Source organism: Streptomyces sp. NPDC028298 (assembly GCF_055565895.1).
Genome location: NZ_JBVHTL010000007.1, coordinates 441,888 through 454,375 on the forward strand (window position 1 = coordinate 441,888; position 12,488 = coordinate 454,375).

Below are 12,488 nucleotides of genomic sequence, written 5' to 3' on the forward strand. Positions count from 1 at the left end.
TGTCCTGACATTCCTCTGATGTGGCGCTCACCCAGGACCGGCGGAAAGTACGCGGCTTTGACCCGATACTTCCCGCCGCCTTTCCGGCCGCTTGCACGTCATCACCGAAGCTGATGCCAGCCGAGCGCAACGGGAGGACGCGTGAGGAAGGTTCACTTCGACGGCACGCATCGCGTCCGGCGCCCCGCCGACACCTGGGCCGTTCTCGACCCGCTGCGCGACAGCTACGGGATCACCCGGGTCGCCGACGTGACGGGCATGGACCGCCTGGGCGTACCGGTGGCCAAGGCGGTCCGTCCGGGAGCCCGTACGCTCACGATCACCCAGGGCGGAGGCGTGTCGGCACTGCTCGCCCGTGTCTCCGCGGTCATGAAGTCCCTGGAACGGTGGCACGCCGAGTACGCCTGTCCCCCGCCCCGGGTGACCCGGACCCCCGCACGTGAACTGGGCCTTCCCTACGACGTGCGCGGCCTGCGCCGGAACGCGGGCAGCCTGCTGACCGACCGCACCCCGCTGGACTGGGTCGCCGCCGTCGACGCGGTCACCGGCGTCGCCACCCTGGTGCCGCGGGACTGCGTACGGGTCGACCACGAGGCCGGCGCCCTGTGGAGCCCGCCGCTGCTCACCGGCACCGCCGACGGACTGGCCGGCGGCAACAGCCACCACGAGGCGGTGACGCACGCCCTGTACGAACTGGTGGAACGCGAGTGCGCGTCGGCCGCCGCGCCGCTCACGGCCGAGCGACGGTGGGTGGACCCGAGGAGCGTGCGCGAGGAGCCCTGCGCCCAGGTGCTGCGCCGGCTCGAACTCTCCGGCGCGCGGCTGGAGATCGTGGACCTGTCCGACCGCTGGGAACTGCCCTGCTTCGTCACCCGTGTGTGGTCGCCCGACCATCCGGTACCGGCCGTCGGCTCCGGGGCGCACAGCAACCCCGCGACGGCCCTGTGCCGGGCTCTCACCGAAGCGGCGGAGAGACGGCTCACCTCGATCACCCGCAGCCGTGACGACCTGCCCGCCGCCCCGGACTCGTCCGCCGTCGTCCCGCGCCCCGCCGCTTCGACGCGGGACGGCCGCACCGTGTCGTGGCAGGACGTGGCCGCACCGGCGATCCGGTTCGCCGAGGACGAGACCGAGGCACTGTGGCTGGCGAGCGTGGTGCGCAGGATCACGGGCCGTGCGCCGGTCGTCGTCGACCTGAGCACCCATCCCGCGTTCAGCGTGGTCAAGGTGGTACTGGTCGGCTCCGCACCACGCCGTGGGGTCCCCGGAGCCGCGTGCCTGCGGTCGGCCGCCGCGCCGGAAGGGGCCGGATGACCGTCCATGTGTACGCCGGGCCCACGCTTCCGGTGGGCGACGTGCTCGACGCGGTGCCGGAGGCGATCGTCCATCCCCCGGTGCGCCACGGCGACCTGTGGCTCCTCGATCCGCGCCGCGAGGACACCGTACTGATCATCGACGGGGTGCTGCGCGATGCCGAGCCGGTGCGGCACAAGGAGATCCTCGACGTCCTCGGCCGCGGTACCCGGGTGATGGGCGCCGCGGGCCTGGGCGCCCTGCGCGCCGCCGAGTTGGGCCCGTACGGGATGCGGGGCGTCGGTCACGTCTTCAGCATGTACCGGGGCGGCGCGCTGGACGCGGACGACGAAGTCGCGGTCGAGTACCCGCCCTGCGGTTTCCCGGCGCTCACCCTCGCGCTGGTGAATCTGCGCTGGGCCCTCGTCCAGGCGGTGGCCCGGCGGCTGATACCCGAGGACCAGGCGGCGCCCGTCCTGCACGCCGCCCGGCAGCTCCACTACACCCGCCGGAACTGGGCCGCCCTGCTGCACCGCGCGGAGCTCACCTGCGCGCGTACGGGCGAAGCCGCCCGCACGTTGTGGCGGTTCACCGCGGAGCACCCCCGACTGGCCGATCTCCAGCGCGAGGACGCGCTGCTGGCACTGGAACAGACGAGGGCCGAGCACGCGCCGGACGCCGCCGGGCCGGCCCGGGCCACTCTCACCCCTCGCACCTGTCCCATGGAACGCGAGCGCGGCGCACATCGCCCCGCGGTGCCCGCGCGCCGAGTGCCGATCGTGTCCGAGCGGGACGTGCTCGGATTCCAGCAGGTCTACGACCCCGACTTCCCCGCGCGCTACCGCCGTTACGCCCTTGAGCGCATCACAAGGGGTGTGCCGGCCGGCGCGGACCGCGATCCGGTGCGGGTCGCGCTGTCGGCCGTCGGCGCCGCCCCGGAGACCGCCGGCACCCCCGAGACCACCGCCGCCCCGGAGACCACCGCCGCGCATCTGCCGCAGGAGACGTGGGACTACTGGCTGACGCCGCGTGAGCAGCGTGAGGACGGTGCGCGGCACGGACTGGTACGGCTGCTGGTCCGCTCGTTCCGCGTCGAGCCGGGCGTGGGCACCTTCCACGGCGTCCCCGTCGAGCTGCGCGGAGGCGAGAGGGCCTGGGCGGCGGGCGCGGCCGCGGTGGCCGCGGCCGACCTGCTCAACGAACACGTGGCCCGGTCCGGAACGCACCGTGTGCCGGACCGGGTGCCCGCGGCCGTCGTACGGCGGCATCTCGCGGACGTCTGGAAGTGCGGGGACTCCGCCGAACTGCTGGCGGCGGCCCGGGACCGCGGGTTCGTCTCCCTCGCCGAGGCCGAACAGACCGCCCGCCGCTTCCTGGCCCTGCACGGTGTACGGGCGACGCAGGGCCGGACGTGACCCGCTCGGCCCACCGGCACCCGGCGCGAGGTCCGGCACGGCGACGGGTCCTCGCCCCGGTGGCGGCCTCCGGCCTCCCACGCGAGGTCGGCTCCGCCGTCGGCGCGGTGCGGCGGGCAGCGGCGTCTGATGCCGGGTCAGTGCGCGGCGGGCAGCACCGCGGCCGCGTGCAGTCCGCCGCCCTCGGCCCGGCTCAGTTCGAGCCGGCCTCCGGAGGCGGTGAGCAGGGCGGCGGCGATCGTCAGCCCCAGGCCGGTTCCCGCGTGGCCTCGGGCGGAGCTGCCCCGCCAGAACGGAGTGCCCGCGCGGGCGATCTCCTCGTCCGTCATGCCCGGCCCCCGGTCGCGCACCCGCACCTCGATCTCCGGTCCCCTGCCGTCCACGACGACGCGGACCTCGCTGCCGCCGGGCGAGTGGTGCAGGGCGTTGTCGAGGAAGACGTCCAGGCTCTGCTCCAGAGCACCGCCCGCCTCCAGTCCGGTGACCGCGATCCCGTCCAGTTCGAGCCGGATGCCGCGGGAACGGGCGAGCGGGGCCCACGCGTCGACCCGGGCGGCGGCGATGCCCAGCGCGTCGACGGGTTCGGCGGGGGCCCGCGGCTCCGTGGCCGATCCCCAGGTCAGCACCTGTTCCAGGATCCGGGCGAGCCGGTCCACCTCGTACAGGATGGCGCCCACCTCACGCCGGGCGTGCGCGTTCGGGCCGACGGGCAGCCGCTCCCGGAGCGTCTCCAGGCGCAGCCGCAACGAGGACAGCGGGGCGCGCACCTGATGGGCGGCGGCCGCCGCGACCGTCGGGGAGTCGCCGCCGTCGGGCGCCGGCAGGGGCCGGAGCCGAGGCGCCACCCGGGTGGCCGTCATCGTGACTCCCCGCACGGCTCGGGCGTGGCCGACACCGTCAGGCGGTAGCCGACTCCTCGTACGGTCTCGATCCAGTCCTTGTGGCCCAGCTTGGTGCGCAGCGAGCCGACGTGGACGTCGAGGGTGCGGGTCGATCCGAACCAGTTCTCGTCCCACACACGGTCCATGATCTCCTCGCGCTCCCAGACCGTTCCCGGCTCCTCGATCAGCATCGCCAACAGGTCGAACTCCCTTCGTGTGACGCGGACTTCCGTGCCGTCCAGGAGCACCTGGCGGGTGCGCGGGTCGAGCCGCAGGGGCCCGGCACACATCGGGGGCGGGGGTGCGGCCGTACGGTCCGTCTCCCGGCCCGCGACCGTACGGGGCGCGGCCGAGCGGGGCTCGGGTGAATCGGGCGGGACGGGCACGGACCGCGGGCCGGCCGATGCGGCCTGCGGGTGCTGCGGGCACGGGGTCGTGCGCCGGAGGACGGCGCGCATGCGGGCGAGCAGTTCGTAGCGGCTGAAGGGCTTGGCCACGAAATCGTCGGCACCCATGTGCAGCGCCATCACCCGGTCCATCTCGCTCGCCCGCCCGCTGAGGGTGATCACGGGTACGCACGAGTGCTCGCGGATGCGCCGGCAGACCTCGTGGCCGTCCAGGTCGGGCAGGCCCAGGTCGAGCAGGACCAGTTGGGCCGACGTGATGTGCTCCATGGCCTCCAGGCCGGTGGCCACGCGGTGCACCTGGTAGCCGTGACCGCTCAGCACCTCCCGGAGCGCGTCGGCCACCCCGTCATCGTCCTCGACGATCAGAACATTCATGGACCTGACGCCTCCCCGTCGCGCAACGTTGTGCCGCCGCCGGCGCGTGGGCCGCCACACCGCTCGGCACGCGCCTCGATCACCGCCCCATCGCGGCGACGGCCGAACCGCTTCGGCCGAGCCCGGCGGCCGTCACCGGTCTCTCGCGAGCTTCCGGGGGTACGGCCGGGCCGGTGCGGAGGGCTCTTGTACTCGTCGCCAAGGACAACGTTGAAAAACGTAACACCGGACGTCACCACCGGCTTCGTTGGTCCAGTCCTTCTCGACCGTCTCTCCAAGGCCGCGACCCCGCCCCACCTCGGAGGTGGGGCGGGGTCGCGGGGCCGGACCGTGTCGCCGTGGTCGTGCGGTGGTCGCTACGCGGGGTCGCGGTCGAACTGGGCCTTGGACCAGCGGTGGCCGAGGACGCTCAGGCCCACGCACCACAGCAGGGCGATCCACCAGTTGTTGCCGATCTCGGTGCCCAGGAGCAGTCCGCGCAGGGTTTCGATGGCGGGAGTGAAGGGCTGGTACTCGGCGATCGGTTGGAACCAGCCGGGCATGGAGTGCAGCGGGACGAAGGCGCTGGAGATGAGCGGCAGCAGGATCAGCGGCATGGCGTTGTTGCTGGCCGCTTCGGCGTTGGGACTGCCCATGCCCATGCCGACCGCGATCCAGGTGAAGGCCAGGGCGAACAGGGCGAGCAGTCCGAAGGCCGCCAGCCATTCCACGACGGTGGCGTCCGTGGAGCGGAAGCCCATGGCCACGCCGACCGCGCCGACCAGGACGACGCTCAGCACCGACTGCAGGACGCTGCCGACGACATGCCCGAACAGGATGGAACCTCTGTGGATGGCCATCGTGCGGAAGCGGGCGATGATGCCCTCGTTCATGTCGGTGGCGACGGACACGGCGGTGCCGACGACGGTGGAACCGATGGTCATCAGCAGGATGCCGGGCACGATGTAGGCGATGTAGGCGGAGCGGCCCGCGCCTCCGCTCATGGTGTCGCCGAAGATGTAGACGAACAGCAGCAGGAGCATCACGGGAGTCAGCAGCAGGTTCAAGGTGAGCGAGGGATAGCGCCGGGCGTGCAGCAGGTTGCGGCGCAGCATGGTGGAGGAGTCGCGCACGGCGAGGGAGATGGTGCTCATCGGAGGGTCTCCTTGGTCTGGTTGGGCCGGCTCGGCTCACTCGGGTGGTTCGGCTCACTCGGACTCGGCTGGCTCGGCACGGTGGTGGGGCCGGTGAGGGCGAAGAAGACGTCGTCGAGGTCGGGGGTGTGCACGGTCAGTTCGTCGGCCTCGACACCGGCCGCGTCCAAACGGTCGAGTACGGCGCGCAGTTCGCGCTGGCTGCCGTCGCTGGGGAGCTGCAGGGCGAGGGCTTCGTCGTCGCGGGAGGCGTCGCCCAGCGAGGTGGCGGCCGACTGGTAGGCGGTCGGGTCAGTGAAGCGCAGACGGACATGTCCGCCGGGGACGAGCCGCTTGAGTTCCTCCGCGGTGCCCTCGGCGACGATCCTGGCGTCGTTCAGGACCGCGATGCGGTCGGCGAGTTCGTCCGCCTCCTCCAGGTACTGGGTGGTGAGGAAGACGGTGGTGCCGCCGGTCACGAGTTCGCGGATGATCTGCCACATGTTGTGGCGCGAGCGGGGGTCGAGGCCGGTGGTCGGCTCGTCGAGGAAGATGATGCGGGGACTGCCGACCAGGGTCATGGCGATGTCCAGGCGGCGCTTCATGCCACCGGAGTAGGTGGAGGCCGGCTTCTGCGCGGCCTCGGTGAGGTCGAAGCGCTCCAGGAGTTCGGCACTGACACGTCGGCCCTCCTCCTTGGAGAGATGGTGCAGGTCGGCCATCAGGAGCATGTTCTCCTGACCCGTGATCAGGCCGTCGACGGCGGAGAACTGCCCGGTGACCCCGATCGCGGCACGCGCCGCCTGTGGCTCCTTGGCCAGGTCGTGACCGCCGACGCGGATCGGGCCGGAACCGGGGTCCGGGGAGATGAGCGTGGAGAGGATCTTGACGGCCGTGGTCTTGCCGGCGCCGTTCGGGCCGAGCAGGGAGAAGACCGTGCCTTCCGGGACGGCCAGGTCGATGCCGTCCAGGACGGTCTTGTCGCCGTAGGACTTGCGCAGTCCTTGTGCGGCGATGGCCGGGTCGGTCATGGGGGTGCTCCTTTGTCGGGCTGTGGGTCGACGAGGCTGTGGATCGACGAGACTGCGGATCGACGAGACTGTGGATCGACGAGACTGTGGATCAGAGACTGCGAGCGGTGATGTCGCCGTGAGCGGTGGTCGCGCGGATCGTCAGGCCAGGAGTGGCGTCGGCGTTCTTGAGCGTGTTGCTGATCCGGCCGTAGGTGGTGCCGGCGTCCAGGGCGGCGGAGACCCCGGGAGCGGCGCCGACGGTGATGTCACCCATCTGGGTGCTCAGCGTGATCTGCCCACGCGCGGCCTCGGTAATGTTCAGATCGCCCTTCTGCGTGCTGATCTCCGCCGGACCGTGCAGCCGGCCGACGGTGATGTCGGCGTCGAGGCCGGTCAGATGGGCGCTGTCGGCCTCGTCGATCTTGATCGAGCGGTGGCCGCCCTCGAAGGTGACCTCGCCAAGGCGTCCCACGCCGCGGAACTCGGCGGCGGCCGCCTTCGCCTCGACACGGGAGCCGGCCGGGAGCTGCACGGTCACCTCGACGGACCCGGACGGACCGAGGATCCGGTTCTTCGCCTCCGGGGCCTCGACGCGCAGGACGCCGTCGGCGTAGGCGACCCGGACCTGTCCGGCCGCCTTCACGTCGCGGCTCTTGGAGCGGTTGGCGGGCAGGACCTCGACGGTGGTGTCGGATCGGTCGGCGGCGATGACCTGGATGCGCCCCGCGGGGATGTCGAGGACGGCCGAGACGGGGGCGGGGGTGTCGAACTTCTGCATGATGCTCTCCTTCTCCGGCATCGCGCGCCCTGGTCGGCCCGCTGCTTTCCGATGACAGAAACGCTACGTTGCATTCACGCATCCGGCAACACGAATGTTGCGCAGGATTGCCATAGCAGCAGGCAGCGGCTCCAATTTCATTGCAACGGTCTTCCGCTTAACGCAACACAGCCTCACAGAATCCGTTGCAATGGATGCAGGTGAACGCTATGTCTCGCGTCGAGGGGGTGCGCAGTGGTGGAGCCGTCGGGGGCACCGGGCCGAGAGCCGTGACCTCCGTGACGTCTGCCGGGGCCCGCACCCGCCGCCGAACACGACAGCTCGGCGTGCGAGTTGCTCCGCACGAATTGCTCCGTACGGGTGAAGCCCGGGGTCCGCCGGTGGTCACAGGTGGCCGGTCGCGGGCCGGGTCGGCATCGTTGCCCCCGCCCGTTCGACCGACGCCCCCGGAGGACTCCTCATGCTCGGCACAGACTTCGCCCTCGGATCACCCAACTGGCTCGACCTCGGCAGCCCTGACATCGAGGCGGCCGCCGCGTTCTACGGCGCCGTCTTCGGCTGGCAGTTCGTCTCCGCCGGACCGGAGGCGGGCGGGTACGGGTTCTTCCAGATCGACGGGAAGACCGTCGCGGCCCTCGGACCGCTCACCCAGGAGGGCGCGACGTCGGCCTGGATGATCCACTTCAAGGCCGAGGACATCCAGGCCACGGTCTCGGCCGTGACGGCCGGTGGCGGCACCGTCCGGATGGAGCCGATGGACGTCATGGGCGAGGGCCACCTGGCACAGGCCACCGACCCGCAGGGCGCCGAGTTCGCGCTCTGGCAGCCCGGCAAGACCACCGGACTGGGGATCGCCTCCGCCCCGAACACGCTGCTCTGGGCAGAGCTGCACGTCCCCGACCCCCTCGCCGCCATCACCTTCTACGAGGGCCTGTTCGGCTGGCGCAGCCAGGACATGCAGGCGCCTGGCATGACGTACCGGGTGCTGAGCACCAAGGACGGAGACCAGCAGGACGCCTCCTTCGGCGGGGTCGCGCCGATGGGTGACGGCGAGGGCGAACGGCCGCGCTGGGTGCCGTACTTCTTCGCGGAGGACGCCGACGCCACGGCCGCGGCGACCACGGCGAACGGCGGGTCCGTCCTGATGCCGGCGGCGGACGTCCCGGAGGTCGGCCGGATCGCCTGGCTCGCGGACCCCTTCGGCGCGACGTTCGCCCTGCTGAAGCCCGACCCGCGGATGTGACGACGCGGCGGGATGCCGGGCGCTCCGCCCGGCATCCCGCCGCGTCGAGCCGGTCAGGCGGCGCGGCAGAGCGCCACCTGACCGGCCGGCGCCGGGACGCGGACCGTGGCCCCGGCTGCGGACGCCGGGCAGGCGGCGCGGACGGCGTCCGCGTCCGGCACGGGGGTGCGCTGGACAACGACCGAACCCGGCACAGTGGCGCGACGGACGGCGACCGAACCCGGCTCGGGGGCACGGCGGGCGGTGCCCGCCGCGTCCTGTGCGTGGCCGCGGGCGAAGACGACCAGACGCAACGCCACGAACCGGGCCACGCCGGCGAGCGCGGAAGCGGACAGATAGACGGCCTGCTCGACAGCGACACCGGGCGACGCCACCACGTGATGCAGGACGACCATCGCCACACAGGTCACCGCGTACGTGGCCGCGGCGGACCCGGCCGACTGCACGTGCTGACTCCAGGTGGCGCGCCCGCCCGCACCGAACGTGAAGCGGGCGTGCAGTTCGGTGGCCAGGAGAGTGGAGGCCGCCGTGATCAGGGCGTTGGCCAGGCTCCAGGGAATCCAGGAGGCGAGGGCCGCCACGGCGAAGCTGGAGGCGAGCCCCACTCCCCCACCGCAGAGCACGAAGCGAGCGAAGGCGGTGAAGGCACCCGGAGCGGCGGCCTGCCGCCGGCTCTGCGCAGTTTCCATGATCCCCACCCCTTTGTCCGTTCGCTCGACCGATCGACGAGGCCGACTCGCCATCGTTTCTGATATCGGAAACGCTACGTTGCGTTCATGGATCCAGCAACGGATTAATTGCGGTACAGCGCTATATTCGCAGGTGGTTGCCGATAAATTGTTGCAATGGCCATAGGTCTAACGCAACAGGCCAAGCCGCTGCCGTTGCATTGGAAGAGGCTGAACGCTACAGCGGGACGGCACGCGGGCCCGGAACCGAGCGGGTGGGCGACGAGTCCCGTACGGCTGGTTCGACCGGCTGTTAGCGTGCGCGGATGGAAGATCTTGGACCCGTCATATGGCCGCCCGAGCCGATCAGGACCGAGCGCCTCGTGCTCCGTGAGCCCGAGGGCCGGGACCGCGCGGCGTTCATCGAGTTGCTCGCCTCGCCGGAGGTGCACACCTACCTCGGCGGCCCCCGGCCGCGCGACGAGCTGGAGCGCGAGACGCCCGAGGTGCCGGAGCGGTGGCCCGGGAGCTTCGTCGTCGAGCTCGACGGGGCGATGATCGGCCAGATCCTGCTCAGGAGAGCGACCGGGCACCGACGCCCTGCCGCCGCGGGGAAAGTCGACCTCGGCTACCTGTTCCTGCCGCGGGCCTGGGGATCCGGGTACGCCGCCGAGGCATGTGCGGCCGCCCTCGACTGGCTCGCCGACGCGCTTCCCGGCGAGCCCGTGGTGCTCGCCACCCAGACCGCCAATGCGGGCTCGATGCGTCTCGCGGCGAAGCTCGGGTTCACGGAGCTGGAACGGTTCGAGGCCTGGGGCGCCGAGCAGTGGCTCGGCATGCGGCCCACGGTCCCGCCTGTCTCCACCGCTCAGTCACACGGGCACACGCCGTAGGTCGGGGCGGCCGCCCCGCGATCGTCCTTCTTCGGGGAGCCGCCCGGACCTCGAGCGTGTGGATCGAGAGCGTGGCGTACCGTCGTGCCCGTGCCGCCCAGGAGGCGCTCAGGGCTTGGTCAGGGCGCTCTCCAGCAGGGGAAGCAGGCGGTCCCAGTGGCGTCGCAGTGCGGCGGGGTCGAAGGCGTCGGTGTCGGCCATGGTGAAGCCGTGGACCGTTCCCGGGTAGATCTCGCAGCTGTGCTCCACGCCCGCGGCCTCCAAGGCCTGGTCCAGCTTGCCGACCACCTCGGGGGTCATGTCGCTCTCGGCGATGCCGAGATGGACCCGCGCGGTGAGCTCGGGGAAGAGGAGGTGCGGACTGTCGGGGGCGTCACTCAGCAGCGGGCTGGGATGGAACCCCGCGAGGGCGGCCACCTGGCCGGGGTGGGCGGCCGCGGTGCGGACGGCCACGTTGGCGCCCATGCAGTAGCCGATGACACCCACCGGTCCGGCGACGACCTCGGGCTGTGCGGTGAGGAACCGGAGGTAGGCGTCGGCATCGCTCAGGACGCGCTCGACGGTGTGCGCCTGGATCTGGGGCATCACCTGGGCGAAGACCGCGGGCCGGGCCTCCTGCGTGATGTGCTCGGGAAGGTCGAACACCGGGGCCGGGCTGTGCCGGTAGAAGATGTTGGGGACCAGGACGTAGTAGCCGTGTCCGGCCAGCTCACGGGCCATCTCCTCCAACACGGGCCGTACGCCGAAGGCGTCCATGTACAGCAGCACCCCCGGGTGCCGCTCGCCGTTGTCGGGGAAGGCGGCGAGGGCGTCGGCCCGGCCGTCCGGAGTGGGGATCTGCAGTGCCTTGACGACGGGAATGACGGATCTTCTTTCCTCGGACCGATGACCGGGGCGGAACCGTCCGCGCGCACACGGCCGCGGTCCGATGGATCCAGCACAGCGTGATCGTCGTACCGGTTCACGGCCGGCCGGCTCCAACACCCCGGACGCTGCTGTCGGTTCATCCTAGGTGCGCGCGGCCACGACCGGGCGAACTGAAGAGATCTTGAGCGGGTCACGTGCGTGTCGGTGGGGTCACGGACGCGGGCCCGAGCCGTCCCGGCGGGTCCGGAATCTCCTGGGGAGGCACGTCCGGTCGGTACGGGCGGTCCGGACCGCCCGTACGGACCGCCCGGAGTGTCAGTGGCGGGTTGTACGTTGCGGTCATGGGCGTCTATCTGGTCAGTGTCTGTGCGGAGGACTGGTTCACCGAGGGTGAGGACGGGTGGGGGGACGTGGCCTCGGCACTGAACGAGGAACTGCGGCAACGGGGGCTGCCGCCCTATGAATCGGTGCCCGAGGAGACGGACTTCGTCCGCGGTTCGGGGCAGGCCTTCGAGGAGAAACTGATCCCTTCGATGGACGGCTTCTGGGCGCTGTGCCAGGCCCGACTGTCCAAGGAGGACGCGGAGATCGTCTGCGACTGGACACTCCTCGTGCCGTTCTCGCTCGACGACACGATCACGCTGCCGGTCGAGTCCGGCTATTCGGACTCGACCGTCGTGCTTGGCGCGCCCCGGTTGCTGGCGATCGCGGAGAGACTGGCGGCGGCCATCGAGCTGCCGCCCGAGACACCGGAGATGTGCGACAACCTCGATCTGACCACCTGGTTCCGGGACGGAGCGGCGCAACGACTGGCCGCTGCCCGACCGGGCCCCTGGAGCGACGACCTGGACACGGCCTTCTACGTCGCACTGTCTCTGCGCGCCGCCCAGCACTCCATACGCCGTGGCTGCCCGATGGCCTACTCCTGAGCCCGGTGCGGAGACACGCCGGGCGCGCCTCCGGGACCGTCAGAGACGTCCGTACGACGAGCGATGCGGTACAGCACGTTCGGACCCAGGGGCCCTTCGGGCGCGCTGGGGTCGTCGAAGTCGTCGACCGGGTCCCGGGTCATACCGATCCGACGCATCACCGCCTGCGACCTCACGTTGGTGGCTGTCGTGACGGCGAGGATCTCAGGGAGCCCAAGGGTGTCGAAGCCGTGGGACAGGACGGTCAGCGCGGCCTCGGTGGCGTAGCCGTGGCCCCAGGCCGAGCGGGCGAGCCGCCAGCCGATCTCCACTCCGGTGAACGGCATCTCGTCGTCCACGTCGTCCAGGCCGGCGAAGCCGACGAACTCGCCCGTGGCCTCCACCTCGACCGCCCACCACCCGTAGCCCCGCTGGTCGAACTCGGCCTGGAACAACGCCACCGAGGCATCGCTCTGGTCGCGGGTCAGCAGGTCGCCCAAGTGCTCTCGCACCTCGGGATCGGCGTTCATGGCCGCCCACGGTTCAAGGTCGGACTCACGCCATCGGCGCAGGACAAGGCGGTCGGTACGCAGTTCAGCCATACCGCCCAGCCAACGCGAGCGCTGGTCCCGGGG

13 protein-coding genes are annotated in these 12,488 nt (G+C 71.6%); 5 read left to right on the forward strand and 8 right to left on the reverse strand.

Going from position 1 to position 12,488, the window contains the following annotated elements; genetic code table 11:
• Positions 1-141 precede the first annotated feature (141 nt).
• Both ACZ4TO_RS30375 and ACZ4TO_RS30380 read left to right on the forward strand, forming a co-directional pair.
• A complete protein-coding gene (locus tag ACZ4TO_RS30375; RefSeq protein ID WP_468025840.1) occupies positions 142-1,314 on the forward strand; it encodes a YcaO-like family protein in 1,173 nt (390 codons plus the stop codon).
• Entirely contained in the window at positions 1,311-2,708 is a 1,398-nt protein-coding gene (locus ACZ4TO_RS30380; protein ID WP_468025841.1) for a TfuA-like protein, read from the forward strand. Before ACZ4TO_RS30375 ends, ACZ4TO_RS30380 begins: the two co-directional genes overlap by 4 nt.
• 137 nt (positions 2,709-2,845) lie before the next feature.
• On the opposite strand, the gene ACZ4TO_RS30385 is transcribed toward ACZ4TO_RS30380, so the two are convergent.
• From ACZ4TO_RS30385 to ACZ4TO_RS30405, 5 genes are all read right to left on the reverse strand, one after another.
• Entirely contained in the window at positions 2,846-3,568 is a 723-nt protein-coding gene (locus ACZ4TO_RS30385) for a sensor histidine kinase (RefSeq protein WP_468025842.1), read from the reverse strand.
• Entirely contained in the window at positions 3,565-4,371 is an 807-nt protein-coding gene (locus tag ACZ4TO_RS30390; protein WP_468025843.1) for a response regulator transcription factor, read from the reverse strand. The genes ACZ4TO_RS30385 and ACZ4TO_RS30390 overlap by 4 nt, the downstream gene beginning before the upstream one ends.
• Positions 4,372-4,727: 356 nt before the next feature.
• Positions 4,728-5,504 carry an ABC transporter permease gene (locus ACZ4TO_RS30395; protein WP_451076173.1) on the reverse strand — a complete coding sequence of 259 codons (777 nt, stop codon included), beginning with the start codon at positions 5,502-5,504 and terminating at the stop codon, positions 4,728-4,730.
• Positions 5,501-6,514, reverse strand: coding sequence for an ATP-binding cassette domain-containing protein (locus ACZ4TO_RS30400; RefSeq protein ID WP_382785024.1), 1,014 nt, complete (start codon positions 6,512-6,514; stop codon positions 5,501-5,503). Before ACZ4TO_RS30400 ends, ACZ4TO_RS30395 begins: the two co-directional genes overlap by 4 nt.
• A gap of 91 nt (positions 6,515-6,605) precedes the next feature.
• On the reverse strand, positions 6,606-7,274 hold the full coding sequence (locus ACZ4TO_RS30405; protein ID WP_385037800.1) for a DUF4097 family beta strand repeat-containing protein: 669 nt from the start codon (positions 7,272-7,274) through the stop codon (positions 6,606-6,608).
• Between the two features lie 460 nt (positions 7,275-7,734).
• Between ACZ4TO_RS30405 and ACZ4TO_RS30410 the strand changes: the two genes are divergently transcribed.
• Positions 7,735-8,517, forward strand: coding sequence for a VOC family protein (locus tag ACZ4TO_RS30410; RefSeq protein ID WP_468025844.1), 783 nt, complete (start codon positions 7,735-7,737; stop codon positions 8,515-8,517).
• 53 nt (positions 8,518-8,570) lie between these two features.
• On the opposite strand, the gene ACZ4TO_RS30415 is transcribed toward ACZ4TO_RS30410, so the two are convergent.
• A complete protein-coding gene (locus ACZ4TO_RS30415) occupies positions 8,571-9,206 on the reverse strand; it encodes a GtrA domain-containing protein (protein WP_468025845.1) in 636 nt (211 codons plus the stop codon).
• Between the two features lie 305 nt (positions 9,207-9,511).
• On the opposite strand from ACZ4TO_RS30415, the gene ACZ4TO_RS30420 reads away from it, so the two are divergent.
• Positions 9,512-10,078: a GNAT family N-acetyltransferase gene (locus ACZ4TO_RS30420; protein ID WP_468025846.1), complete on the forward strand. Its 567-nt coding sequence runs from the start codon at positions 9,512-9,514 to the stop codon at positions 10,076-10,078.
• A 108-nt stretch (positions 10,079-10,186) separates the two neighbouring features.
• Here the strand turns inward: ACZ4TO_RS30420 and ACZ4TO_RS30425 are convergent, their stop codons facing one another.
• On the reverse strand, positions 10,187-10,939 hold the full coding sequence (locus ACZ4TO_RS30425; protein WP_382785920.1) for a dienelactone hydrolase family protein: 753 nt from the start codon (positions 10,937-10,939) through the stop codon (positions 10,187-10,189).
• 347 nt (positions 10,940-11,286) lie between these two features.
• On the opposite strand from ACZ4TO_RS30425, the gene ACZ4TO_RS30430 reads away from it, so the two are divergent.
• Positions 11,287-11,874 carry a hypothetical protein gene (locus ACZ4TO_RS30430; RefSeq protein WP_382785011.1) on the forward strand — a complete coding sequence of 196 codons (588 nt, stop codon included), beginning with the start codon at positions 11,287-11,289 and terminating at the stop codon, positions 11,872-11,874.
• Here the strand turns inward: ACZ4TO_RS30430 and ACZ4TO_RS30435 are convergent.
• On the reverse strand, positions 11,865-12,455 hold the full coding sequence (locus tag ACZ4TO_RS30435) for a GNAT family N-acetyltransferase (RefSeq protein ID WP_385037794.1): 591 nt from the start codon (positions 12,453-12,455) through the stop codon (positions 11,865-11,867). The two genes, ACZ4TO_RS30430 and ACZ4TO_RS30435, sit on opposite strands and share 10 nt — an antisense overlap.
• Positions 12,456-12,488 lie beyond the last annotated feature (33 nt).

Bases quoted from the DNA above. Each gene is read 5' to 3' on its own strand.
- ACZ4TO_RS30410 (WP_468025844.1), top strand. From the start codon at position 7,735: ATGCTCGGCACAGACTTCGCCCTCGGATCACCCAACTGGCTCGACCTC.
- ACZ4TO_RS30380 (WP_468025841.1), top strand. From the start codon at position 1,311: ATGACCGTCCATGTGTACGCCGGGCCCACGCTTCCGGTGGGCGACGTG.
- ACZ4TO_RS30390 (WP_468025843.1), bottom strand. From the start codon at position 4,371: ATGAATGTTCTGATCGTCGAGGACGATGACGGGGTGGCCGACGCGCTC.
- ACZ4TO_RS30415 (WP_468025845.1), bottom strand. From the start codon at position 9,206: ATGGAAACTGCGCAGAGCCGGCGGCAGGCCGCCGCTCCGGGTGCCTTC.
- ACZ4TO_RS30385 (WP_468025842.1), bottom strand. From the start codon at position 3,568: ATGACGGCCACCCGGGTGGCGCCTCGGCTCCGGCCCCTGCCGGCGCCC.
- ACZ4TO_RS30420 (WP_468025846.1), top strand. From the start codon at position 9,512: ATGGAAGATCTTGGACCCGTCATATGGCCGCCCGAGCCGATCAGGACC.
- ACZ4TO_RS30435 (WP_385037794.1), bottom strand. From the start codon at position 12,455: ATGGCTGAACTGCGTACCGACCGCCTTGTCCTGCGCCGATGGCGTGAG.
- ACZ4TO_RS30405 (WP_385037800.1), bottom strand. From the start codon at position 7,274: ATGCAGAAGTTCGACACCCCCGCCCCCGTCTCGGCCGTCCTCGACATC.
- ACZ4TO_RS30395 (WP_451076173.1), bottom strand. From the start codon at position 5,504: ATGAGCACCATCTCCCTCGCCGTGCGCGACTCCTCCACCATGCTGCGC.
- ACZ4TO_RS30430 (WP_382785011.1), top strand. From the start codon at position 11,287: ATGGGCGTCTATCTGGTCAGTGTCTGTGCGGAGGACTGGTTCACCGAG.
- ACZ4TO_RS30400 (WP_382785024.1), bottom strand. From the start codon at position 6,514: ATGACCGACCCGGCCATCGCCGCACAAGGACTGCGCAAGTCCTACGGC.